Source organism: Cupriavidus sp. a3 (assembly GCF_051015765.1).
Lineage (GTDB): Bacteria > Pseudomonadota > Gammaproteobacteria > Burkholderiales > Burkholderiaceae > Cupriavidus > Cupriavidus oxalaticus_A.
Map to the genome: position 1 here is coordinate 3,293,359 of NZ_CP170643.1, position 20,779 is coordinate 3,314,137.

General features: G+C 67.1%; 23 protein-coding genes. 6 read left to right on the plus strand and 17 right to left on the minus strand.

What is annotated here, in order from left to right:
- Positions 1-5: 5 nt before the first annotated feature.
- Positions 6-746: a lipoprotein-releasing ABC transporter ATP-binding protein LolD gene (gene lolD, locus ACAD63_RS15825; RefSeq protein WP_133097574.1), complete on the minus strand. Its 741-nt coding sequence runs from the start codon at positions 744-746 to the stop codon at positions 6-8.
- A complete protein-coding gene (locus ACAD63_RS15830; RefSeq protein WP_195429626.1) occupies positions 739-1,989 on the minus strand; it encodes a lipoprotein-releasing ABC transporter permease subunit in 1,251 nt (416 codons plus the stop codon). The genes lolD and ACAD63_RS15830 overlap by 8 nt, the downstream gene beginning before the upstream one ends.
- Positions 1,990-2,135: 146 nt before the next feature.
- Here ACAD63_RS15830 and ACAD63_RS15835 point away from each other — a divergent pair, with 146 nt between their 5' ends.
- Complete coding sequence (locus ACAD63_RS15835; RefSeq protein WP_133097576.1) at positions 2,136-3,242, plus strand: hypothetical protein; 1,107 nt, start codon at positions 2,136-2,138, stop codon at positions 3,240-3,242.
- 52 nt (positions 3,243-3,294) lie between these two features.
- Entirely contained in the window at positions 3,295-5,001 is a 1,707-nt protein-coding gene (recJ, locus tag ACAD63_RS15840; protein ID WP_135704939.1) for a single-stranded-DNA-specific exonuclease RecJ, read from the plus strand.
- A gap of 27 nt (positions 5,002-5,028) precedes the next feature.
- On the opposite strand, the gene ACAD63_RS15845 is transcribed toward recJ, so the two are convergent.
- A complete protein-coding gene (locus ACAD63_RS15845; protein WP_135704938.1) occupies positions 5,029-5,760 on the minus strand; it encodes a peptidoglycan DD-metalloendopeptidase family protein in 732 nt (243 codons plus the stop codon).
- Between the two features lie 203 nt (positions 5,761-5,963).
- Between ACAD63_RS15845 and prfB the strand changes: the two genes are divergently transcribed.
- From prfB to ACAD63_RS15865, 4 genes are all read left to right on the plus strand, one after another.
- Positions 5,964-7,068 (plus strand): peptide chain release factor 2 gene (gene prfB / locus ACAD63_RS15850; protein ID WP_133097579.1). Its coding sequence is split into 2 segments (ribosomal slippage): positions 5,964-6,044 and positions 6,046-7,068, totalling 1,104 coding nucleotides; the frame shifts between segments, so codons are not numbered across the junction.
- A gap of 130 nt (positions 7,069-7,198) precedes the next feature.
- Positions 7,199-7,957 (plus strand): SDR family oxidoreductase, encoded by a 759-nt coding sequence (locus ACAD63_RS15855; RefSeq protein ID WP_133097580.1) that lies wholly within the window; start codon positions 7,199-7,201, stop codon positions 7,955-7,957.
- Positions 7,958-8,008: 51 nt separating this feature from the next.
- Complete coding sequence (gene lysS / locus ACAD63_RS15860; RefSeq protein WP_135704936.1) at positions 8,009-9,565, plus strand: lysine--tRNA ligase; 1,557 nt, start codon at positions 8,009-8,011, stop codon at positions 9,563-9,565.
- Between the two features lie 237 nt (positions 9,566-9,802).
- The gene (locus ACAD63_RS15865) at positions 9,803-10,576 is read left to right on the plus strand and encodes a glycine zipper 2TM domain-containing protein (RefSeq protein WP_195429642.1); all 774 of its coding nucleotides are present in this window, start codon (positions 9,803-9,805) and stop codon (positions 10,574-10,576) included.
- A gap of 78 nt (positions 10,577-10,654) precedes the next feature.
- Here the strand turns inward: ACAD63_RS15865 and iscX are convergent, their stop codons facing one another.
- The 14 genes from iscX to uvrB form a co-directional block, all read right to left on the minus strand.
- Positions 10,655-10,849, minus strand: a complete 195-nt coding sequence (gene iscX, locus ACAD63_RS15870; protein ID WP_133097583.1) for a Fe-S cluster assembly protein IscX — start codon at positions 10,847-10,849, stop codon at positions 10,655-10,657.
- A 34-nt stretch (positions 10,850-10,883) separates the two neighbouring features.
- Positions 10,884-11,222: an ISC system 2Fe-2S type ferredoxin gene (gene fdx, locus ACAD63_RS15875; RefSeq protein ID WP_111519648.1), complete on the minus strand. Its 339-nt coding sequence runs from the start codon at positions 11,220-11,222 to the stop codon at positions 10,884-10,886.
- Between the two features lie 40 nt (positions 11,223-11,262).
- A complete protein-coding gene (gene hscA, locus ACAD63_RS15880) occupies positions 11,263-13,128 on the minus strand; it encodes a Fe-S protein assembly chaperone HscA (RefSeq protein WP_133097584.1) in 1,866 nt (621 codons plus the stop codon).
- A 107-nt stretch (positions 13,129-13,235) separates the two neighbouring features.
- A complete protein-coding gene (gene hscB / locus ACAD63_RS15885; protein WP_133097585.1) occupies positions 13,236-13,754 on the minus strand; it encodes a Fe-S protein assembly co-chaperone HscB in 519 nt (172 codons plus the stop codon).
- 55 nt (positions 13,755-13,809) lie between these two features.
- Positions 13,810-14,049: a DUF3565 domain-containing protein gene (locus tag ACAD63_RS15890; protein WP_135704934.1), complete on the minus strand. Its 240-nt coding sequence runs from the start codon at positions 14,047-14,049 to the stop codon at positions 13,810-13,812.
- A gap of 22 nt (positions 14,050-14,071) precedes the next feature.
- Positions 14,072-14,392 carry an iron-sulfur cluster assembly protein IscA gene (gene iscA, locus ACAD63_RS15895; RefSeq protein ID WP_010809024.1) on the minus strand — a complete coding sequence of 107 codons (321 nt, stop codon included), beginning with the start codon at positions 14,390-14,392 and terminating at the stop codon, positions 14,072-14,074.
- A 41-nt stretch (positions 14,393-14,433) separates the two neighbouring features.
- The gene (gene iscU / locus ACAD63_RS15900; protein WP_010809025.1) at positions 14,434-14,832 is read right to left on the minus strand and encodes a Fe-S cluster assembly scaffold IscU; all 399 of its coding nucleotides are present in this window, start codon (positions 14,830-14,832) and stop codon (positions 14,434-14,436) included.
- 66 nt (positions 14,833-14,898) lie between these two features.
- Positions 14,899-16,122 (minus strand): IscS subfamily cysteine desulfurase, encoded by a 1,224-nt coding sequence (locus ACAD63_RS15905; RefSeq protein ID WP_276609610.1) that lies wholly within the window; start codon positions 16,120-16,122, stop codon positions 14,899-14,901.
- A gap of 67 nt (positions 16,123-16,189) precedes the next feature.
- Positions 16,190-16,744 (minus strand): Fe-S cluster assembly transcriptional regulator IscR, encoded by a 555-nt coding sequence (gene iscR, locus ACAD63_RS15910; protein WP_063238406.1) that lies wholly within the window; start codon positions 16,742-16,744, stop codon positions 16,190-16,192.
- Between the two features lie 173 nt (positions 16,745-16,917).
- Positions 16,918-17,406 carry a low molecular weight protein-tyrosine-phosphatase gene (locus ACAD63_RS15915; RefSeq protein WP_133097589.1) on the minus strand — a complete coding sequence of 163 codons (489 nt, stop codon included), beginning with the start codon at positions 17,404-17,406 and terminating at the stop codon, positions 16,918-16,920.
- A 169-nt stretch (positions 17,407-17,575) separates the two neighbouring features.
- Entirely contained in the window at positions 17,576-17,818 is a 243-nt protein-coding gene (locus ACAD63_RS15920) for a hypothetical protein (RefSeq protein WP_133097590.1), read from the minus strand.
- A gap of 36 nt (positions 17,819-17,854) precedes the next feature.
- Positions 17,855-18,076, minus strand: coding sequence for a hypothetical protein (locus tag ACAD63_RS15925; RefSeq protein ID WP_029046863.1), 222 nt, complete (start codon positions 18,074-18,076; stop codon positions 17,855-17,857).
- A 20-nt stretch (positions 18,077-18,096) separates the two neighbouring features.
- Entirely contained in the window at positions 18,097-18,399 is a 303-nt protein-coding gene (locus ACAD63_RS15930) for a putative quinol monooxygenase (RefSeq protein ID WP_434032944.1), read from the minus strand.
- 76 nt (positions 18,400-18,475) lie between these two features.
- Positions 18,476-20,560, minus strand: a complete 2,085-nt coding sequence (gene uvrB, locus ACAD63_RS15935; protein ID WP_434032945.1) for an excinuclease ABC subunit UvrB — start codon at positions 20,558-20,560, stop codon at positions 18,476-18,478.
- Positions 20,561-20,779 lie beyond the last annotated feature (219 nt).

A 20,779-nucleotide genomic window follows, 5' to 3' on the forward strand; every position in this document is an offset into this window, starting at 1 on the left:
CCGGCCTAGCGTTCCTGGTGCAGGTGGCCGTCGCGCAGCCGCAGCACGCGGTCGCAGCGGCCGGCCAGGTCGAGGTCGTGGGTGACGATGACGAAGCTGGTGCCGAGCGTGCGCGACAGTTCGAGCATCAGATCGTAGACGCCGCCGGCGGTATGGTCGTCGAGGTTGCCGGTCGGTTCGTCGGCCAGCACGCAGGCGGGTTGCCCCACCAGCGCGCGCGCGATCGCCACGCGCTGCCGCTCGCCGCCGGACAGCTCGCCCGGCCGGTGTTTGGAGCGGCCGCCCAGCCCCACGCGCTCCAGCATCGCCTGCGCCGTGCCGCGCGCATCGTGCTGCGTCATGCCGCGGATACGCATCGGCATCGCCACGTTGTCGAGCGCGGTGAATTCCGGCAGCAGGTGATGGAACTGGTAGACAAAGCCCAGCGAGCGGTTGCGCACCACATTGCGCTCGCGCTCGCGCAGCGCCGTGAACGGCTTGCCGAGCAGCGCAACGCGGCCCGAGTCGGGATTGTCGAGCCCGCCCAGCACATGCAGCAGCGTGCTCTTGCCCGAGCCGGACGCACCGACGATGGCGACCTTCTCGCCGGCATTGACGCGCACGTCCACGCCGCGCAGCACTTCGACATCGAGCCCGCCCTGGCGAAAACGCTTGGTCAGGCCCTCCGCCACCAGCACCGGCGAACCGGCGACCGCCTGGCCCGCCGCATTGGGGGCGGTATCCGCTTGCAGCACGGCTTCACTCATAGCGCAGCGCCTCCGCGGGGTTGACGCGGGCGGCACGCCAGCTGGGGTACAGCGTGGCCAGCGTGGCCAGCACGAAGGAAATGATGCCGATGGTGGCGATGTCGTTCACGCGGGGATCCGAAGGCAATTCACTGATGAAATAGATGTCGCGCGGCAGGAACTGCACGCTGAGCACGCGCTCGATAAACGGCACAATCACGTCGATATTGGTCGCGATCAGCGTACCGCCGGCCACGCCCAGGATGGTGCCGATAAAGCCGATGGCGACGCCCTGCACGATAAAGATCTTCATGATCGAGCGGGGCTGCGCGCCCATGGTGCGCAGGATGGCGATATCGGCCTGCTTGTCGGTCACGGTCATCACCAGCGTCGACACCAGGTTGAACGCGGCCACCGCGATGATCAGCGTCAGGATGATGAACATCATGCGCTTCTCGGTCTGCACCGCGGCGAACCAGTTGCGGTTCTGCTTGGACCAGTCGCGCAGGTACAGCTCGCCCGACATGGTGCCGGCGAGCTGCTGCGCCACCTGCGGCGCGCGCTGCATGTCCTGCAGCTTCAGCCGCACACCGGTAGGTCCGCTCAGGCGGAACAGCGTCTCGGCGTCATGCATGTTGACCAGCGCCAGCGCGCTGTCGAACTCGAAGTGGCCCGACGAGAAGATGCCGGTCACGGTGAACTGCTTGAGCCGCGGCAGCACGCCGGCCGGCGTGATGGTGCCCTGCGGCGCGACCAGCGTAACCTTGTCGCCGACCTGCACGCCCATGGCATTGGCCAGCTCGTTGCCCAGCGCGATGCCGAATTCGCCCGGCACCAGCGCGTTCATGCTGCCGGACTTGAACTGGCTGCCGATGTCCGAGACCTTGGGTTCCTGCGACGGCTCGACACCACGCAGCAGCACGCCGCGCACGGCATCGTCGCGGGTCAGCATGGCCTGCGCCGCCACATAGGGCGCGGCGCCGACCACTTCCTTGTTCTGCATCGCCTCGGCCGCGGTGTGCTGCCAGTCGGGCAGCGACGACGGGCCGATGACCTCGATATGCGCCAGCACCGACAGCATGCGGTCGCGCACTTCTTTCTGGAAGCCGTTCATCACCGACAGCACCACGATCAGCGCGGCCACGCCCAGGGCGATCCCGAACATCGAGATCATCGAGATAAACGAAATAAAGGTGTTGCGGCTGGCGCGCTTGCTGGCGCGGGTGTATCGCCAGCCGATCTGCCACTCGTAGGGAAAGTTCAAGAGGATTCCTGTTGTTTCGGGATATCGCCGCCGCCCTTTCAAGGGGCGCCGGCGGCACTCAGGGAGCCGTGGCGAACGCCTTCCACGATGCACGGAAGCGGCGCGGGACTGGCATCGACCAGCCGGAAGTTTACAATCTCGCCACCATGATGACGCACCTGACCCTGATTGTGCCCTTTTCCGTCCCGCCGGGCGCCGGCGACGACGGCCGTGACGACGTCATTCCCGGCGCGCTGCTGCGGCAGTTGGAGCTGCCAGCGCTCGGAAAGTTGCTGACGCGGGCCACGCCGGGCCCGCGCGAGCGGCACGACGACCCGTTCCTGCGCAGCCTGCCGCAGGAACGCTGGCTGGCCGCCAAGACGGGGCTCGACACAGGCCGGGTGCCGTCGGCGCCTTATATGCGGCTGGCCGACAGCAGCGCAGCCGCCCTGGCGGCGGACGGCCAGTCCTGGGCCTGCCTGCAGCCGGTGCACATCCACGCGGCACGCGACCACCTGGTGCTGATGCCGCCGGCGCATCTCGGCATCCGGCCGGATGAGGCGGCCGCGCTGCACGCCGCCATCGAGCCGCTGCTGCAGGAATCCGGCATCGCGCTGCAGACGCCCTGCCCGGTGCGCTGGTACCTTCCCGAGTCAGTGTTCGGCCCGCTGGAAGCGACCACGCCGCTGCGCGCGGCCGGGCGCAACATCGATATCTGGATGCAGGCCGGCGAGCGTGCGCGCGACTGGCGCCGGGTACAGAACGAGATCCAGATGACCTGGTTCGACCACCCGGTCAACCAGGCCCGCGAGGCGCGCGGCGAGCTGCCGGTGAACTCGGTCTGGCTGTATGGCGGCGGCACGCTGCAGGCCGTGCCGCGCCTGGCCGACACGGTACTGAGCGACGACCCGTTCCTGGCCGGGCTGGCGCTGGCCGCCGGCAGCCGCGTATTGCCCGTGCCAGCGGGATTGGCCGGCGTGGCGGCGCCCGGGGGATCGGCGTTGGCGATGCTGGAACTCGCCACCGAAGCCCATATCACGGAGGACTGGGGCCTGTGGATCGAGCGCATGCATGCGCTCGATGCCGACTGGTTCGCACCGGCGCTGGAGGCGCTGGCCGCAGGCGGCATCGGCGGCGTGACGCTGGTGCTGGGCGGCGAGAACCACTTTGCCGAGTTCACCGTGACCCGCGCCGACCTGCGCAAGTTCTGGCGCGGCATGGGCCAGCGCGGCGACTGGCGCGCGCTGCTGTCCGACCTCGCCTTTGCCGCCTGAACCTCGCCGAACGCCAGCCAACGACCCATCGCAAGAACAAGACCGCCCCGCCATGACCCGGATCGCCATCCGCACCTATTCCTCCGAACACGTCTCCACGCTGGCCGCCGCCGGATTGCATCCCACGCTGGCCCGCATCCTGGCCGCGCGCGGCGTGGCCCGCACCGCCGAGCTGGCGACCGACCTGCCTGAACTGGTGCCACCGGGCGCCATGAAGGGCATCGGCCATGCCGCCGCCTACCTCGCCGACGCCATCGCCGCCGGCAAGCGCCTGCTGATCGTCGCCGACTATGACTGCGACGGCGCCACCGCCTGCGCGGTCGGGGTGCGCGGGCTGCGCATGCTGGGCGCGCGGGTCGAGTACATCGTCCCCAACCGCTTCGAGTACGGCTACGGCCTGACGCCGGAGATCGTGGCGCTGGCGGCCAGGCAGCAGCCGGACGTGATCGTCACCGTCGACAACGGCATCGCCAGCGTCGACGGCGTGGCCGCGGCCAATGCGCTGGGAATCGACGTGGTGGTGACCGACCACCACCTGCCGGGCGCCGAACTGCCCGACGCGGCGGTGATCGTCAACCCGAACCAGCCGGGCTGCGAATTCCCGAGCAAGAACCTGGCGGGCGTGGGCGTGATGTTCTACGTGCTGCTGGCGCTGCGCGCCGAGCTGCGCCGGCGCGGCGTCTACACCCAGGCCACCCAGCCGCCGCTGCAGACGCTGCTCGACCTGGTGGCGCTGGGCACCGTCGCCGACGTGGTCAAGCTCGACACCAATAACCGCATCCTGGTGGCGCAGGGCCTGCGGCGGATGCGCGCGGGACGCATGCAGCCGGGCGTGGCGGCGCTGTTCCGCGCCGCGGGCCGCGAGGCGTCGCGTGCCAATACCTTCGACCTCGGCTTCGGGCTGGGCCCGCGCCTGAACGCGGCCGGCCGGCTGGCGGACATGTCGCTGGGCATCGAATGCCTGCTGACCGACGATGCCAACCGCGCCTGGGAAATCGCCCAGGAGCTCGACAGCATGAACCGCGAGCGGCGCGATATCGAGGCCGGCATGCAGCAGGAGGCCTTGCAGATCCTGGAGCAGCCCATGGCCGGTCTTGCCGGCCCGGATCCGTCGGCGCGCTTTACCGTCAGCGTGTTCAACGACACCTGGCACCAGGGCGTGATCGGCATCGTCGCATCGCGGCTCAAGGACAAGTACCACCGCCCCACCATCACCTTCGCGCCCGGCGATGAAGCCACCATCAAGGGCTCGGGCCGCTCGATCCCGGGCTTCCACCTGCGCGACGCGCTCGACCTGGTGTCCAAGCGCTGCCCCGGCATGATGGTCAAGTTCGGCGGCCATGCCATGGCGGCCGGCCTGACCGTGCGCGCCGAGCGTTTTGCCGAGTTCCAGGAAGCCTTCGAAGCGGTCGGCAAGGAATGGCTGACCGACGACCAGCTCGCGCGCGTGATCGAGACCGACGGCGATATCGAGGACCACTGCTTCAGCCCAGAATTCGTCACCCTGCTGGAGCAGCAGGTGTGGGGCCAGGGCTTCCCGGCACCGACCTTTTGCGGCGAGTTCGACGTGCTGCGCCAGAGCGTGCTCAAGGGCAAGCACCTGAAGCTGCAGCTCGGGCGCGGCAGCCAGCGCTTCGATGCGATCTGGTTCAACCACGCCGAATCGCTCGGGGCCAGCGCGCAGGTGGCCTACCGGCTCGACAACAACACCTTCAACGGCGTCACGCGCGTGCAACTGGTGATCGAGCACGCGCAATAGCGTGCCGGCCGGGGCATCGCCCCGGTCCTAGCCGCGCGCGGGGAGATAGGCCGCCGGATCGACCGGCTTGCCATTGGCGCGCACTTCGAAATGCAGTTCGCTGGCGCTGGCGCCCATGCGGCCCACGTCCTGCCCGGCCGCCACCGTGGTGCCCTCGCTGACCAGCGGCTGGTCCAGGTTGCCGTAGACGGTCAGCCAGTCGTCGTTGTGCTTGACGATCACCAGCATGCCGTAGCCGCGCAGGTTGCCCACATGGATGGCCCGGCCGGCCGCGGCGGCGCGCACCGTGCCGTTGGCCGGCACGGCAATGGTCAGGCCCTTGCTGGCGGGCGGCGAGTAGCGCGCGATGACGCGGCCGTCGGCCGGCCATTGCAGGCGGATGCTGCTGGCGGGCGGCCTTGACGCGCCGCTGTCGGCGCGTGGGGTATCGGTGACGGCCTGGCCGGTGCCGGTCGAGGCGGTCGAGCCGGCCGAGGCGGCGGCACTGCCGCCGGGCGGCCGCACGCGGATCAGCTGGCCCACTTCGATCTGGCTGGGGCTGGCGATGTCGCTGTTCCAGCGGGTCAGGTCGCGCACGGTGCGGCCGTGCTTGCGGGCGATCGAATAGAGCGTATCGCCGCGTTCCACGCGGTAATAGCCATCCGGCACGGGGCCGCCGGTGGTGCCGCAGCCGGCCGCGACCGCGGCGGCGGTGGCGGCCAGCAGCAGGCCCAGCGCGCGGCGCCGGCCTGCCTCGATGTCATGTCTGGTTTTCGTCATGCGTCCCTGTTTGTCTTCATGCCGGGGGGCGGCTTGCGAATGCGTATTATCGCCGCGTGCGCTGCCCGGCACCGCCGGATAGACCATCGCATGGCCTTTCCGTTCGCCGCGCGGCAGCCATGGCCGCCGCAAATGCCCGAATCCGCGACCGATCCCGGGCACCAATCCGCTATAATTCAAGGTTTTCGAAGCGCAGGAACATCATGGAAGCAGAACGCCTCAACGCCATCTCCGGTGCCATCTCCGATCTCCGTTCCCGGACGGAAGATCTACGGGGGTATCTTTGACTACGATGTCAAAGTAGGAAGGCTGGACGAAGTCAACGGCCTGCTGGAAGACCCGGACGTCTGGAACAACCCCAAGCGCGCCCAGGATCTCGGCAAGGAAAAAAAGGCCCTCGAGGGCGTGGTCAGCGTCCTCGGCAAGCTCACGGACGACCTTAGCGGTGCCGAGGAACTGTTCGAGCTCGCCAAGGAAGAAGGCGACGACGAGACCCTCGAATCGATCGAAACCGACGTCCAGGGCTTCGAGGAGATTGTGGCGGGCATGGAATTCCGCCGCATGTTCTCCGGCGAAATGGACCAGGCCAACGCCTTTATCGACATCCAGGCCGGCGCCGGCGGCACCGAAGCCTGCGACTGGGCCTCGATGCTGCTGCGCCAGTACCTGAAGTACTGCGAGCGCAAGGGCTTCAAGGCCGAGGTGCTGGAAGAGTCCGAAGGCGACGTGGCCGGCATCAAGAGCGCGACCATCAAGATCGAGGGCGAATACGCCTTCGGCTATCTGCGTACCGAGACCGGCGTGCACCGCCTGGTGCGCAAGTCGCCGTTCGATTCGTCGGGCGGGCGCCATACCTCGTTCTCGTCGGTGTTCGTCTACCCCGAGGTGGACGACTCGTTCGAAGTGGAAGTCAACCCGGCCGACCTGCGCGTGGACACGTACCGCGCTTCGGGCGCCGGCGGCCAGCACATCAACAAGACCGATTCGGCCGTGCGGATCACGCACATCCCGACCGGCATCGTGGTGCAGTGCCAGAACGACCGCTCGCAGCACCGCAACCGTGCCGAGGCCATGTCGATGCTGAAGTCGCGCCTGTACGAGCACGAGATGCGCAAGCGCCAGGCCGAGGCCGACAAGCTGGAAGCCGGCAAGACCGACGTGGGCTGGGGCCACCAGATCCGCTCCTACGTGCTGGACCAGAGCCGCATCAAGGACCTGCGCACCAACGTGGAAATGTCCAATACCCAGAAGGTGCTGGACGGCGACCTGGACCCGTTCATCGAGGCCAGCCTCAAGCAAGGACTGTAAGGCAACGACCGTTGTCCGCGCCGCCCGCCCTGCCGGCGCGGCCGGCGGCGGCACAGCAATCCATCCAACGCTGTACCGCCGCCCGCGCCGCACCGCACGGCGGCAGGGCGACATCTCCGACCGGGGCACCATGAGCGAAGCCAATCACCTCTACATCATCACCGGCGCCTCGCGCGGGCTGGGCGCTGCACTGACCAACGCCCTGCTCGTGCCGGGCAACCGCCTGATCTGCGTGGCGCGCAGCCGCAACAACGAGCTGGAGCGCATCGCCACCATGAGCGGCGTGCCGGTGGCCTGGCACCTGCAGGACCTGTCCCAGGCCGGCCCCGCGGCCACCTGGCTGGCCAGCGTGATCGATACCCTCGACCAGCCGCCGGCCAGCGCCACGCTGATCCTGAACGCCGGCGTGGTCGAGCCGATCGGCCCGGTCTCGCGCCTGCAGGAAAGCACGCTGGTACCGCACTTGCTGACCAACCTCGCGGCGCCGATGACGATGACCGCTGCGTTCCTGGAGCGCACCGAGAAGTTCGACTGCCCGCGCAAGGTGCTGGCGATCTCTTCCGGCGCGGCACGCCGCCCGATCGAGGGCTGGAGCGCCTACTGCGCCGGCAAGGCGGGCCTGGACATGTTCATGCGCTCGGTCAACGCCGAGTATGCGCAGGCACCGGCACCGCGCACCGTGCGCGCGGTGGCGCTGGCGCCGGGCGTGATCGATACCGGCATGCAGAACGTGATCCGCAACGCCGACTTTGCCCAGGTCCAGCGCTTCCGCGACCTGAAGGCGAACGAACAGCTCGCTTCCGCCGAGGAAACCGCGGGCCGCATCGTCGCCTACCTGCACCGCCCGGATTTCGGCAGCACCGAGCTGGACGATCTCCGCAATTACTGAAGCCATACTGATCCCGCGCGCGGCCCGCCGCGTGCGACGCTAGAAGACATCATGACCGAACCGAATCACGACCAGGCCAAGTCGCAGACCAAGCCAGCCGCCGCGGACACGCCCGCCGTCGACGAGAACAAGATCATCGCGGAGCGGCGCGAGAAGCTGGCCGCGCTGCGCCAGCAAGGCGTGGCCTTCCCCAACGATTTCCGCCCCACCCACCAGGCCGCCGCGCTGCACGCGCAGTATGGCGAGTCCGACCAGGCCGCGCTCGAAGCCAGCCCGGTCGAGGTCGCGATCGCCGGCCGCATGATGCTCAAGCGCGTGATGGGCAAGGCCAGCTTCGCCACCGTGCAGGACGGCAGCGGCCAGATCCAGTTCTACATCACCCGCGACAAGGTCGGCGAAGAGGTCTACGCCGCCTTCAAGCACTGGGACCTGGGCGACATCATCAGCGCCCGCGGCGAGCTGTTCCGCACCAACAAGGGCGAGCTGTCGGTGCAGGTGCGCGAGCTGCGCCTGCTGTCCAAGTCGCTGCGTCCGCTGCCGGACAAGTTCCACGGCCTGGCCGACCAGGAGATGAAGTACCGCCAGCGCTATGTCGACCTGATCGTGTCGCCGGAAACGCGCAACACCTTCCGTGCCCGCACCAACGCGATCTCCTCGCTGCGCCGCCATATGGCCGACGCCGGCTTCATGGAAGTGGAAACGCCGATGCTGCACCCGATCCCGGGCGGCGCCGCGGCCAAGCCGTTCATCACGCACCACAACGCGCTGGACATGCAGATGTTCATGCGCATCGCGCCCGAGCTGTACCTGAAGCGCCTGGTCGTCGGCGGCTTCGAGCGCGTGTTCGAGATCAACCGCAACTTCCGCAACGAGGGGGTGAGCCCGCGCCACAACCCCGAGTTCACCATGATGGAGTTCTACGCGGCCTACACGGACTACCGCTGGCTGATGGACTTCACCGAAGACCTGATCCGCAAGGCCGCGATCGACGCGCGCGGCAGCGCCGTGCTGACCTACCAGGACCGCGAGCTCGACCTGTCGAAGCCGTTCCATCGCCTGACCATCTGCCAGGCGATCCAGAAGTTCGCGCCGCAGTACACCGACGCGCAACTGGCCGATGCCGAGTTCCTGCGCGTCGAGCTGAAGAAGTTCGGCGTCAACACCAACGCGCCGCAGTTCCTCAATGCCGGGCTGGGCACGCTGCAGCTGGTGCTGTTCGAGGAAACCGCCGAGAGCCAGCTGTGGGAGCCGACCTTCATCGTCGACTACCCGGTCGAGGTCTCGCCGCTGGCGCGCGCTTCGGACACGGTGCCGGGCATCACCGAGCGATTCGAGCTGTTCATCACCGGCCGCGAGATCGCCAACGGCTTCTCGGAGCTCAATGATGCCGAGGACCAGGCCGACCGCTTCCGCAAGCAGGTCGAGCAGAAGGATGCCGGCGACGAGGAGGCGATGTATTTCGACGCCGACTATATCCGCGCGCTGGAATACGGCATGCCCCCGACGGGCGGCTGCGGCATCGGCATCGATCGCCTGGTGATGCTGCTGACGGATAGCCCGAATATCCGCGACGTCATCCTGTTCCCGCACCTGCGCAAGGAAGACTGACGGTTTGCTCCCTCTCCCGCAAGCGGGAGAGGGAGCACACAAGCGGTAGATCAAGACACGCCGCACGGGCCATCATCTGTTACAGCCCCACCTCCCCGCCGCACCAAGCCACGCCCAACTCATTGATACAAAAGGCCTTTTCCGCCTACATATATTTACAAAAACAAACGGAAAACGCCCCCCGCTTCCGCCAAACTGGTTCCATCCCATCGCGGCCATCGCCGCACCGGAGCCACAATGCAGAGCCAAGCCACTTCGCACGACCACACCCCCACACCGCTGCAGCCGCTGCCGCCGCTGCGCCGGCTGCATCCGCTGATCGGCGCGGCAGCCGTGGCCGTGGTCATTGCCAGCCTGACCGCCGTCGCCGCCGTCACCGGCGTGCTGCCGCTCGGCAAGGCCGACCCTGATCTGCACGCACCGCAAAGCCAGCAAGCTGCACAGGCGCCGCAAGGGCCTTTGCCGGTCACCACGCAGACCGCCCCGCCGCCAGGCAGTACTACGCGTCCGCCTGTCTACGACGACGGCCAGCCCGCGCAATCGCGCCAGAACGCCACTTCCTCGCAGCCGACGCAAGCGGCACCGCGCACCGCTCCCGCGCGCCAGGCCGCCCAGCGCGATAGCGAGCCCCGCGCCAGCCAGAGCGCCGGCACCGAGCGCCCGGCCGCCAAGGGCAGCCCATATGCCGGCCGCATCGTCGCCGTCACGCCGATAGAGACCCAGAAGCCCAACACCAGCGGCCTGGGCGCGCTCGGCGGCGCCGTGGTCGGCGGCCTGCTGGGCAACCAGGTGGGCAAGGGCAATGGCCGCATCGTCGGCACGGTTGTCGGCGCGGTGGGCGGCGGCGTCGCAGGCAACCAGATCGAAAAGGCCGTGAGCAAGGACACCCACTATCAGGTGCGCGTCCGCATGGATGACGGCAGCCACCGCACCTTCACGTATGAGCAGGACCCCGCGGTGCAGGTCGGCGAGCGCGTGCACATGGAAAACGGTGCGCTGGTGCGAGGCTGACCCTCCAAATTCGCGCTGCACCAATGCAAAAGGCCGGCGATCACGCCGGCCTTTCTGCTTCATTCCGATACCGAGAGCTTATTCCGCTTCCTGGATCCAAGCTTGCTGGATCGCCTCCAGGATCTTCTCGCCCGAACGTGCCGGATCGTCGGCGAAGCCGTCGAGCTCCAGCACCCAGCTGCGCAGGTCGGTAAAGCGCACGCCGGCCGGGTCGACGTCAGGATACTTGTCGTACAGCGCGGCGGCGATATCGTAGGTATCGGTCCACTTCATGGGTTCGTTCTCCGCTGAGATCTGTGCCGGCGGCTCAGTGGCCTTCCTTGGCGTGGTTGATGGTGTACTTGGGAATCTCGACGGTCAGGTCTTCCTCGTCGACGATGGCCTGGCAAGACAGGCGCGAATTCGGCTCCAGGCCCCAGGCCTTGTCGAGCAGGTCCTCTTCCTTCTCCTCGGCCTCGTTGAGCGAATCGAAGCCTTCGCGCACGATCACGTGGCAAGTGGTGCAGGCACAGGATTTCTCGCACGCGTGCTCAAGCTCGATACCGTGGGAAAGCAGCGAGTCGAGGACGCTGACGCCCTTCTCGGCTTCGATCACCTTCCCTTCCGGGCAGTATTCGACGTGGGGCAAAACAATGATCTGTGGCATGTCGTTTCCTGGGTTCTGTAGTGCGGTGCAGGCGCGGTGATCAGCCCAGTTCCTGTACCTTGCGCCCGGCCAGCGCGCTCTTGATCGAGCGGTCCATGCGGCGGGCGGCGAATTCATCGGTGCCGTGCGACAGTTTTTCCACCGTGGCGCGGATCGCCAGGTGATCTTCACCCCTGGCGATCTCGCGCACGCCGGCGATCAGCGCTTCGACCTGTGCGCGCTCCTCGGCCGACAGCAAGTCGCCATCGGTCTGCAGCGCACGCTCGGTGGCCTCGACCAGGCGGTCGGCCTCGACACGTTCCTCGGCCAGCGCACGGCTCTTCATGTCGTGCTCGGCTTCGCGGAAGCTGTCCTGCAGCATGCGCGCGATATCGTCGTCGGCCAGCCCGTACGACGGCTTGACCGTCACCGAGGCTTCCACGCCCGAATGCGTCTCGCGCGCGGTCACCGACAGCAGGCCGTCGGCGTCGACCTGGTAGGTCACGCGGATGCGCGCCGCGCCAGCCACCATCGGCGGGATGCCGCGCAGCTCGAAGCGCGCCAGCGAGCGGCAGTCACTGGCCAGCTCGCGCTCGCCCTGCAGCACGTGGATCGCCATCGCGGTCTGGCCGTCCTTGAAGGTGGTGAACTCCTGCGCACGCGCCACCGGGATGGTGCTGTTGCGCGGGATGATCTTCTCGACCAGCCCGCCCATGGTCTCGACGCCCAGCGACAGCGGGATCACGTCGAGCAGCAGCCAGTCTTCGCCCGGCGCATGGTTGCCGGCCAGCAGGTTGGCCTGCATCGCGGCGCCCAGCGCCACCACGCGGTCGGGGTCGAGATTGGTCAGCGGGGTCTGGCCGAAGTAGTCGCCGACCGCCTTGCGGATCGACGGCATGCGCGTGGCGCCACCGACCAGCACCACGCCCTTGACGTCGTCGGGCGTCACGCCGGCGTCGCGCAGCGCCTTGCGCACCGGTGCCAGTGTCTTCTGCACCAGATTGGCGGTGATCTTCTCGAAGGTCTCGTCGGTCAGCGTCAGGTGGACGATCTCGCCGGAGTCGAGCACTGCGTCGATCACGGTGCTGTCCGCTTCCGACAGGGCTTCCTTGGCGGCGCGCGCGCGCACCATCAGCAGGCGCATGTCCTGCGCCGACAGCGGCTGCAGGCTGGCCTGCTCGACGATCCAGCACAGCAGCCGCTGGTCGAAGTCATCGCCGCCCAGCGCGGAATCGCCGCCGGTGGCCATCACTTCGAACACGCCGCGCGTGAGCTTGAGCACCGAGATATCGAAGGTGCCGCCGCCCAGGTCATAGACCGCGTAGACGCCTTCGGCGGCGTTGTCGAGGCCATAGGCAATGGCCGCGGCGGTGGGCTCGTTCAGCAGGCGCAGCACTTCCAGGCCGGCCAGGCGCGCGGCGTCCTTGGTCGCCTGGCGCTGTGCCTCATCGAAATAGGCCGGCACGGTGATGACCGCACCGACCAGGTCGTCGCCCAGCGTGTCTTCGGCACGCTGGCGCAGCGTGGCCAGGATCTCGGCCGAGATTTCCACCGGGCTTTTCACGCCCGCGGCGGTCTTGATCTGCACCATGCCCGGCGCATCGACGAAATCGTACGGGCTGTGCTCGATATTGGCCACGTCGCGCAGGCCGCGGCCCATGAAACGCTTGACCGAGACGATGGTGTTCTTGGGATCGCGCACCGCTTCGTCCTGGGCCCGGTAGCCGATATGCGCGGTACGGTCCGGCAGGTAGCGCACGACCGAAGGCAGCAGCGCGCGGCCGCGCTCGTCGCCCAGCACCTCGGGGATGCTGCTGCGTACCGCGGCCACCAGCGAGTTGGTGGTGCCGAGGTCGATGCCGACGGCCAGGCGGCGTTGGTGGGGCGCCGGCGACATGCCGGGTTCGGAAATCTGGAGCAGTGCCATGGTAATTCTTCGCTGTCTTGTACGGCAGGGGAAACCGCCATGCGGGCGGCATGGGTGCGGTTTTCAAGCCGGGCGCCATTGTGTCACGGCCCCGGCAATCGTGCCGGTCAGTCTTCCAGCCGGTCGATAGCCTCGCTGGTATCGTGCTCGATCTTCTCGATAAACATCAGTTGGCGGACCGCGCCACCGGCGGCTTCGTTGTCGCCGGCGTCGAGCAGCGCGCCCATTGCGGCGTGGCGCTCGCGCTTTTCCCGGCGCAGCTCGCGCAGCAGCGCATCGAGGCGGTCCACGTCGCGCGCTTCCACCGCTTCCTGCAGTGCTTCACGCCACTCCATCTGCTGCATCAGGAAGGCGGGCGACATGGCGGTGTTGTTCTCCGCCTGCACGTCGACGCCGCGCAGCTTCAGCAGGTAGGTCGCGCGGCGCAGCGGCTGGCGCAGCGTGCGGTACGCTTCGTTGGCATGCGCGGCCCACTGCATGGCCACGCGGCGCTCGGCATCGCCGGCGTTGGCGAAGCGGTCCGGGTGCGCCTGCGACTGCACGGTGCGATAGGCCGCGTCCAGCGCGGCCTCGTCGACGCCGAACTGTGCCGGCAGGCCGAACAGCGCAAAAAAATCGTCTTTCAACTGCTTCCCCAAGAAAAAAGAGCGGCCGCGCCGCCCCTTCGTCCATTCGCCGCCATCACCGGCCGGCAGGCTGGCTGGCCCGCGCCAGCGCCCACTCCGCCGGCGCTTCATTGCGGTCGCACTTCAGGCAGTTCACCCGCGTGCCGATCATGCCGGCGCGGCCCTGCACGCTCTGCGTCCACGGCCGCAACTGCCACGGCGGATCGTGCCGGACGTGCTGGCCATGGCCGCAATCGAGTTCGGCCACCCAGTGGCCTTCCTCGTCCCGGTGGAACCCGGTGATGCTGCGCTCCACCGACGCTACCGCGATGTGCTGCTCAGACCGTGAAGGACTCGCCGCAGCCGCACTCGTCCTTGACGTTGGGGTTGTTGAAGCGGAACCCTTCATTCAACCCTTCGCGCGCATAGTCGAGCTCGGTGCCGTCGATATACGGCAGGCTCTTGGCGTCAACGATGACCTTGATGCCGTGCGACTCGAACACCGCGTCTTCCGGCAGCAGCTCGTCCACATACTCCAGCTTGTAGGCCAGGCCCGAGCAGCCGGTGGTCTTCACGCCCAGGCGCAGGCCCACGCCCTTGCCGCGGCGTTCCAGGTAGCGGGCGACGTGCTTGGCCGCCTTCTCGGTCATCGTGATCATCGTTGCGTCTTCCTTCGTGCTTCGCTTGTCGATCGACAGGATCAGGCGGCCTTCTGCTCGGCGCCGTGCTTCTTCTTGTAGTCTTCGACAGCGGCCTTGATCGCGTCTTCAGCCAGGATCGAGCAGTGGATCTTCACCGGCGGCAGCGCCAGTTCCTCGGCGATCTGGGTGTTCTTGATCTCCAGCGCCTGGTCCACGGTCTTGCCCTTGACCCACTCGGTCACCAGCGACGACGAGGCGATGGCCGAGCCGCAGCCATAGGTCTTGAACTTGGCGTCTTCGATCACGCCAGCCTCGTTGACCTTGATCTGCAGCTTCATCACGTCGCCGCAAGCCGGGGCGCCGACCATGCCGGTGCCGACCGCATCGTCGTTCTTGTCGAACGAACCGACGTTGCGGGGGTTTTCATAGTGGTCGAGAACCTTCGTGCTGTATGACATTTTGCTTACCTCTTGCGTATCTTTTGCGGGGGGTCTTGCTGTAATTTTTTCTGATCCGTCGGGCGCTCAGTGCGCGGCCCACTGGATCGAATTCAGATCGACGCCGTCCTTGAACATTTCCCACAGCGGCGACAGGTCGCGCAGCTTGCCGATCTTCGACTTGAGCAGCTCGACAGTGAAGTCGATCTCCTGCTCGGTGGTGAAGCGGCCGACCGTGAAGCGGATCGAGCTGTGCGCCAGCTCATCGTTGCGGCCCAGCGCGCGCAGCACGTACGACGGCTCCAGCGAGGCCGAGGTGCAGGCGGAGCCCGACGACACCGCCACGTCCTTGATCGCCATGATCAGCGACTCGCCCTCGACGAAGTTGAAGCTGACGTTCAGGTTGTGCGGCACACGGTGTTCCAGGTCGCCGTTCAGGTAGACCTCTTCCATGTCCGACAGGCCGTTCCAGAGGCGGTCGCGCAGCATGCGGATGCGTTCGTTCTCGGTGGCCATTTCCTCGCGGGCGATGCGGAAGGCTTCGCCCATGCCGACGATCTGGTGCGGGGCCAGCGTGCCCGAGCGCATGCCGCGCTCATGGCCGCCGCCGTGCATCTGCGCCTCGATGCGCACGCGCGGCTTGCGGCGCACGTACAGCGCGCCGATGCCCTTGGGGCCATAGGTCTTGTGGGCCGAGAACGACATCAGGTCGCACTTCAGCTTGTTCAGGTCGATCGCCACCTTGCCGGTCGCCTGTGCGGCGTCGCAGTGGAAGATGATGCCCTTCTCGCGGCAGATCTCGCCGATCTGCTCCACGTCCTGGATTACGCCGATCTCGTTGTTGACCAGCATCACCGACACCAGGATCGTGTCCGGGCGCAGTGCCTGCTTGAACACGTCCATGTCGAGCAGGCCGTTTTCCTTCACGTCCAGGTAGGTCACCTCGAAGCCCTGGCGCTCCAGTTCGCGCGTGGTGTCGAGCACGGCCTTGTGCTCGGTCTTCACGGTGATGATGTGCTTGCCCTTGCCCGAATAGAAGTTCGCGGCACCCTTGATCGCCAGGTTGTCCGATTCGGTCGCACCCGACGTCCACACGATCTCGCGCGGGTCGGCGCCGACCAGTGCGGCGACCTGCTCACGCGCTTCTTCCACCGCGCGCTCCGCGTCCCAGCCGTACGCATGGCTGCGCGAGGCGGGGTTGCCGAACTGCTCGCGCAGGTACGGAATCATCTTGTCCGCCACGCGCGGGTCCACCGGCGTGGTGGCCGAGTAATCCATGTAGATGGGGAAATGTGGGGTGCTCATCGTTATGACTGCCTTTTAGGGACCGCTGTATCGCTGATTACTGTCGTTGCCTGCCGCGTGCGTTGGTAGACGCTCACGACTGCGCCAGGCTGAATACTGAATTCACCACCCTCGCCCGGACCGGCTTTTCCTGCTTGTCGGCCTTGCCGCGCGCGGCGGCGGCGGCCGGCTGCGCGGCTTCCTCGCGCATGTCGTGCAGCACCGCGGGTTGGCGGGCACGCTGCTGGTCGACCAGGTTCTTGAGGGAGACGGAGTCGAGGTACTCGACCATCTTCTGGTTCAGCGTTGCCCACAGTTCGTGGGTCATGCAACGCCCGGAGCCGTCATCTCCGTTACAATTACCCTTTCCGCCGCACTGGGTGGCGTCCAGCGGCTCGTCGACGGCGATGATGATGTCCGCCACCGTGACGTCTTCGGCCTTGCGCGCCAGGCTGTAGCCACCGCCCGGGCCGCGCACGCTTTCGACGATCTCATGCCGGCGCAGCTTGCCGAACAGCTGTTCCAGGTAGGACAGCGAGATCTTCTGGCGCTGGCTGATGCCGGCGAGCGTCACCGGTCCCTGATCCTGGCGCATGGCCAGGTCGATCATCGCAGTGACCGCGAAGCGGCCTTTGGTGGTCAGTCTCATGGTGCAGGGCTCTGGGGGGTAAAGCGAATACTTGATCGTTTCCGTCAAGTATAAAGGTACCCGACTAATTCAGTCAACTACCCCTGCCGCAGCGCATCAAACCCCGCGCCCTCTTCCCGGCAGCCCTCGCCGGGCTTGCCGCACGCGGCGGCATGACCCGCGCCCGTGCCGGCTCAACCGGCGGCGGCCTGCAGGCGCTGGCGCAGCATCGCGACCAGCCCATCGCAGGCATCCTCGACATAGTCGAGCACGCGCTCGAAGCCGTCGCCCTCGCCGTAGTACGGATCGGGCACTTCTTCGGCATCGTGGCAAGTGGCGAAGCTCATCAGCAGCCGAAGCTTGTCACCGGCGCCGGGATGCAGCCGGGACAGGCCGGCGAGGTTTTCGCGGTCCATCGCCAGGATCAGGTCGAAGCGGTCGAAGTCAGGCAGGCCGACCTTGCGGGCGCGCAGCGCCGACAGGTCGTAACCGCGGCGCAGCGCGGCGCGCTGGGTGCGTGGATCGGGCGCACGGCCCAGGTGGTACTCATGGGTGCCGGCCGAGTCCAGTTCGACCAGCTGCTCCAGCCCGGCCACGGCGAGCTTGGCGCGCAGCACCCCCTCCGCCGTTGGCGAGCGGCAGATGTTGCCCATGCAACACATCAGAATGGCGTATTTCTTCATCGGTCGATCGACAGCGGGGCTGGAGAAAGCGCAGGCGCGGCCACGGCACGGCGGCGCTCAAAGGCCCCTTGCCCGCCGGGCCTGGTGGTTCGGAGAGGCAGAATTCTAGCCGCCTGCACGGAACGGACGCCAAAGCCCTCCGGTGCCCGCGCCGTGGCGGCGGGCCGGCCTATGCGAGCTGCTTGGCCAGGCGCTCGCCGTGCGCAAACCCGGCCACCAGGGCAGCTTCGGCGGATTTGAAATGATCGGTGATGCGCGAGGTCTCGGTCAGCGTGCCGGCGGCGCGGATATTGGTCCCCGGGCGGCAGACGCGCACCGTGTACGACCATTCGCTTTGCGAGCGTTGCTTGACCTGGACCTGCACCTCGTGGGTTTCATAGACCTTTTTCTTCCACTCGCCGACTTCGGTCATTGTGTTTTCTCCTCGGGAAATGGGACAGGATAGCGGCTAATTGACCTCACCGGCATCGATGGCCCGCATTGCCGCGGCCTCGGCCAGCGCAACGGCCGCCTCCTGCGTGGGCGCATCGCCGGCGATGGCCTCGTAGGTGGGCCCGGCCGGCTCGCCAAAGGCATCGGCAATGCGCATCTGCCCGGCAAAGCCCCCTGCGGCATTAGGCACCGCGCTGGCCACGACCAGGTAGCCCCCGTACTCGAACTGGCGCTCCATGGCAGCTCCTTGAGCCCGGCTCACGCCGGCAGCTTGGCCGCCAGCACTTCCAGCTTCTGGATCGGCGGCGTACCCATGAACAGTTCCGGCGCCCGGGCCATCAGCGCGGCGGCAACCTTGCCGGCCAGGTGTGCCTCGCGCGCGGACTCATCGGCAAAGGCATCGAAGATGCCGAACATCGACGGCCCCAGGCGCAGCGCGAACCAGGCTGCGGTGCCGGTCTCCTGCTGCACCAGCGCCAGTCCGTCGCGCAGGAACTGCTCGACTTCCCGCTCCTTGCCGGGCCGCGCTTCCAGCGGCACCCACAGGCCAAGCTTCACCATGATGCGTCTCCGGGATCGGTCATGACGCTTCTCACTATAGGCCAGCCGCGGCGCGCGCCGGCGCCGCTGCCGGACCTCACGCCGGCGGCAGCGCGCCCTCGCCGCTGGCGCCGAACACCTGCGCCTTGAGCTTGGCCAGCTGATCGCGCACCTGTGCCGCCTGCTCGAACTCCAGGTTGCGGGCATGGTCGAGCATGAGCTTTTCCAGCCGCTTGATTTCCTTGGAGACCTGCTTCTCGCTCATGTCCTCGTAGCGCGCCTGCTCCTGCGCTGCCTGCAGCTCGGCCCTGGCATCGCTGGCGTTGTAGACGCCGTCGATGATGTCCTTGATGCGCTTGACCACGCCGCGCGGAACGATGCCGTTGGCCTCGTTGAAGGCCATCTGCTTGGCGCGGCGGCGCTCGGTCTCGCTGATGGCCTTCTGCATCGAGTCGGTCATGCGGTCGGCATACAGGATGGCGGTGCCATTGACGTTGCGCGCGGCGCGGCCGATGGTCTGGATCAGCGAGCGCTCGGCGCGCAGGAAGCCTTCCTTGTCCGCGTCCAGGATCGCCACCAGCGAGACTTCGGGGATATCCAGGCCCTCGCGCAACAGGTTGATGCCGACCAGCACGTCGAAGGTACCCAGGCGCAGGTCGCGGATGATCTCGACACGCTCCACCGTATCGATATCCGAGTGCAGGTAGCGCACCTTGACGCCGTTCTCGGACAGGAACTCGGTCAGCTGCTCGGCCATGCGCTTGGTCAGCGTGGTCACCAGCACGCGCTCGTTGACCTCCACGCGCGCGTGGATTTCCGACAGCAGGTCGTCCACCTGCGTGGTCGCCGGACGCACGATGATGGTCGGATCGACCAGCCCGGTCGGGCGCACCACTTGCTCCACCACCTGCCCGGCGTGGTCCTTCTCGAACTGCGCTGGGGTCGCCGTGACGAACATCACCTGGCGCATCTTGCGCTCGAATTCGTCGAACTTGAGTGGGCGGTTGTCCAGCGCCGACGGCAGCCGGAAGCCGTACTCGACCAGCGTGGTCTTGCGCGCGCGGTCGCCGTTGTACATGCCGTTGAGCTGGCCGATCAGCACGTGCGACTCGTCCAGGAACATCAGCGCATCGGACGGCAGGTAGTCGACCAGCGTTGGCGGCGGCTCGCCCGGGCGAGCGCCGGACAGGTGGCGCGAATAGTTCTCGATGCCCTTGCAGAAGCCCAGCTCGGAAAGCATTTCGAGATCGAAGCGGGTACGCTGCTCCAGCCGCTGCGCCTCCACCAGGCGGTTTTCCTTGTGGAAGAACTCCAGCCTGTCGCGCAGCTCGTCCTTGATCGCCTCGATCGCGCGCAGCACGGTCTCGCGCGGCGTTACATAGTGGCTCGAGGGATAGACCGTGAAGCGCGGGATCTTCTGTTTCACGCGTCCGGTGAGCGGATCGAAAAACTGCAGCGACTCCACTTCGTCGTCGAACATCTCCAGCCGCACCGCCATCTCGGCGTGTTCCGCCGGGAAGATGTCGATGGTGTCGCCGCGCACGCGGAACGTGCCGCGCTGGAAATCGGTCTCGTTGCGGGTGTACTGCATGGCGATCAGGCGCGCGATCACGTCGCGCTGGCTGATCTTGTCGCCGGCCCGCAAAGTGAGAATCATCTGGTGGTATTCGTTCGGGTTGCCGATACCATAGATCGCAGAAACCGTCGCCACGATCACCGTGTCGCGGCGCTCCAGCAGGCTCTTGGTCGCCGACAGACGCATCTGCTCGATATGCTCGTTGATCGACGAGTCCTTCTCGATGAACAGGTCGCGCTGCGGGACGTAGGCCTCAGGCTGGTAGTAGTCGTAGTAGCTGACGAAGTACTCGACCGCATTGCGCGGGAAGAACTCGCGAAACTCGGCGTATAGCTGGGCCGCCAGCGTCTTGTTGGGCGCGAACACGATCGCCGGCCGTCCCAGCCGGGCGATCGTGTTGGCCATGGTGAAGGTCTTGCCCGACCCGGTCACGCCCAGCAATGTCTGGTACGAGAGGCCGTCCTCCACCCCCTCCACCAACTGGCGGATCGCCTCCGGCTGGTCCCCGGCGGGCGGGAACGGCTGGTACAGCTGGAACGGGGAGCCGGGAAATGTGACGAATTTGCTTTCGTCCAGGGCCGGCGCGGCTTCTGCGAGGTTCGACATAGGGGGCGGAATAGCGGGAGAGGTAATTAAGAAGTAACGAAAGAAGTGATGGCGAGACTAGGGAAAAACCTCAGGAAAACGGGCGGATACGCTAGAATCTTGGGGTTGACAGCCCCCGCTTCAAACCGTTTCAGGCCCGTCCCGAACGGCATGGGGCCGATTCCGCCCAGAACGGAACGGGGCCTGCCAGCCGCCAGCGCAGTCCGAAGCATTCTACGC

Excerpts from the sequence above, each read along its gene's own strand:
- lolD (WP_133097574.1), bottom strand. The coding sequence starts at position 746 with ATGAGTGAAGCCGTGCTGCAAGCGGATACCGCCCCCAATGCGGCGGGC.
- ACAD63_RS15835 (WP_133097576.1), top strand. The coding sequence starts at position 2,136 with ATGATGACGCACCTGACCCTGATTGTGCCCTTTTCCGTCCCGCCGGGC.
- recJ (WP_135704939.1), top strand. The coding sequence starts at position 3,295 with ATGACCCGGATCGCCATCCGCACCTATTCCTCCGAACACGTCTCCACG.
- ACAD63_RS15845 (WP_135704938.1), bottom strand. The coding sequence starts at position 5,760 with ATGACGAAAACCAGACATGACATCGAGGCAGGCCGGCGCCGCGCGCTG.
- ACAD63_RS15855 (WP_133097580.1), top strand. The coding sequence starts at position 7,199 with ATGAGCGAAGCCAATCACCTCTACATCATCACCGGCGCCTCGCGCGGG.
- lysS (WP_135704936.1), top strand. The coding sequence starts at position 8,009 with ATGACCGAACCGAATCACGACCAGGCCAAGTCGCAGACCAAGCCAGCC.
- ACAD63_RS15865 (WP_195429642.1), top strand. The coding sequence starts at position 9,803 with ATGCAGAGCCAAGCCACTTCGCACGACCACACCCCCACACCGCTGCAG.
- iscX (WP_133097583.1), bottom strand. The coding sequence starts at position 10,849 with ATGAAGTGGACCGATACCTACGATATCGCCGCCGCGCTGTACGACAAG.
- fdx (WP_111519648.1), bottom strand. The coding sequence starts at position 11,222 with ATGCCACAGATCATTGTTTTGCCCCACGTCGAATACTGCCCGGAAGGG.
- hscA (WP_133097584.1), bottom strand. The coding sequence starts at position 13,128 with ATGGCACTGCTCCAGATTTCCGAACCCGGCATGTCGCCGGCGCCCCAC.
- iscA (WP_010809024.1), bottom strand. The coding sequence starts at position 14,392 with ATGATCACGATGACCGAGAAGGCGGCCAAGCACGTCGCCCGCTACCTG.
- iscU (WP_010809025.1), bottom strand. The coding sequence starts at position 14,832 with ATGTCATACAGCACGAAGGTTCTCGACCACTATGAAAACCCCCGCAAC.
- iscR (WP_063238406.1), bottom strand. The coding sequence starts at position 16,744 with ATGAGACTGACCACCAAAGGCCGCTTCGCGGTCACTGCGATGATCGAC.
- ACAD63_RS15915 (WP_133097589.1), bottom strand. The coding sequence starts at position 17,406 with ATGAAGAAATACGCCATTCTGATGTGTTGCATGGGCAACATCTGCCGC.
- ACAD63_RS15920 (WP_133097590.1), bottom strand. The coding sequence starts at position 17,818 with ATGACCGAAGTCGGCGAGTGGAAGAAAAAGGTCTATGAAACCCACGAG.
- ACAD63_RS15925 (WP_029046863.1), bottom strand. The coding sequence starts at position 18,076 with ATGGAGCGCCAGTTCGAGTACGGGGGCTACCTGGTCGTGGCCAGCGCG.
- ACAD63_RS15930 (WP_434032944.1), bottom strand. The coding sequence starts at position 18,399 with ATGGTGAAGCTTGGCCTGTGGGTGCCGCTGGAAGCGCGGCCCGGCAAG.
- uvrB (WP_434032945.1), bottom strand. The coding sequence starts at position 20,560 with ATGTCGAACCTCGCAGAAGCCGCGCCGGCCCTGGACGAAAGCAAATTC.